Below are 599 nucleotides of genomic sequence, written 5' to 3'. Positions count from 1 at the left end.
CCCGTCACACCATGGGAGTGGGCTGCAAAAGAAGTAGGTAGTTTAACCTTCGGGAGAACGCTTACCACTTTGTGGTTCATGACTGGGGTGAAGTCGTAACAAGGTAGCCCTAGGGGAACCTGGGGCTGGATCACCTCCTTATACGATGGACAGTTTGCTTTCACTTTTTAAAAGTGAAGACAAATGCGTCACGATGAGTGTCCACACAGATTGATATGTCTTATTAAGAGCCCTTTTTTAGTGTCCCGTTCGTCTAGAGGCCTAGGACACCGCCCTTTCACGGCGGTAACAGGGGTTCGACTCCCCTACGGGATACCATCTTTAAGCGTACTTTCTTAAGTGCTTTTAAAAATGGTTACTTCTTCGGAAGTGATTAGCTCTTTAACAATTTGGAAAGCTGACAAATCAACAATGTATTGTTGATTGTAAAGTTCTCAATGTTTGTCTTTAWGACAAACACCAATACAACACATTCAAGTGTTCTTGGGAATGTCACTTTWAGTGACTATTCAAAATTGAGTCCGGCAAAATCGAGTCTGCACATGTATAAAAATGCAGACAACTTTGGTTGTTTGACGTAAAGACCCTTTGGGGTTGTA

1 tRNA gene and 1 rRNA gene are annotated in these 599 nt (G+C 42.9%); both read left to right on the top strand.

Features of this window, described 5'->3' with window-relative positions:
* Positions 1-141: ribosomal RNA gene (locus ELS82_RS25750) — 16S ribosomal RNA — on the top strand; the annotation flags it as partial.
* Positions 142-242: 101 nt separating this feature from the next.
* Positions 243-318, top strand: a tRNA-Glu gene (locus tag ELS82_RS25745).
* The last annotated feature ends 281 nt before the right edge of the window (positions 319-599 follow it).

The organism is Vibrio ouci, from assembly GCF_004551525.1.
In the GTDB taxonomy this organism is placed as follows: Bacteria; Pseudomonadota; Gammaproteobacteria; order Enterobacterales; family Vibrionaceae; genus Vibrio; species Vibrio ouci.
This window is presented reverse-complemented; position numbering and strand designations above follow the sequence as displayed.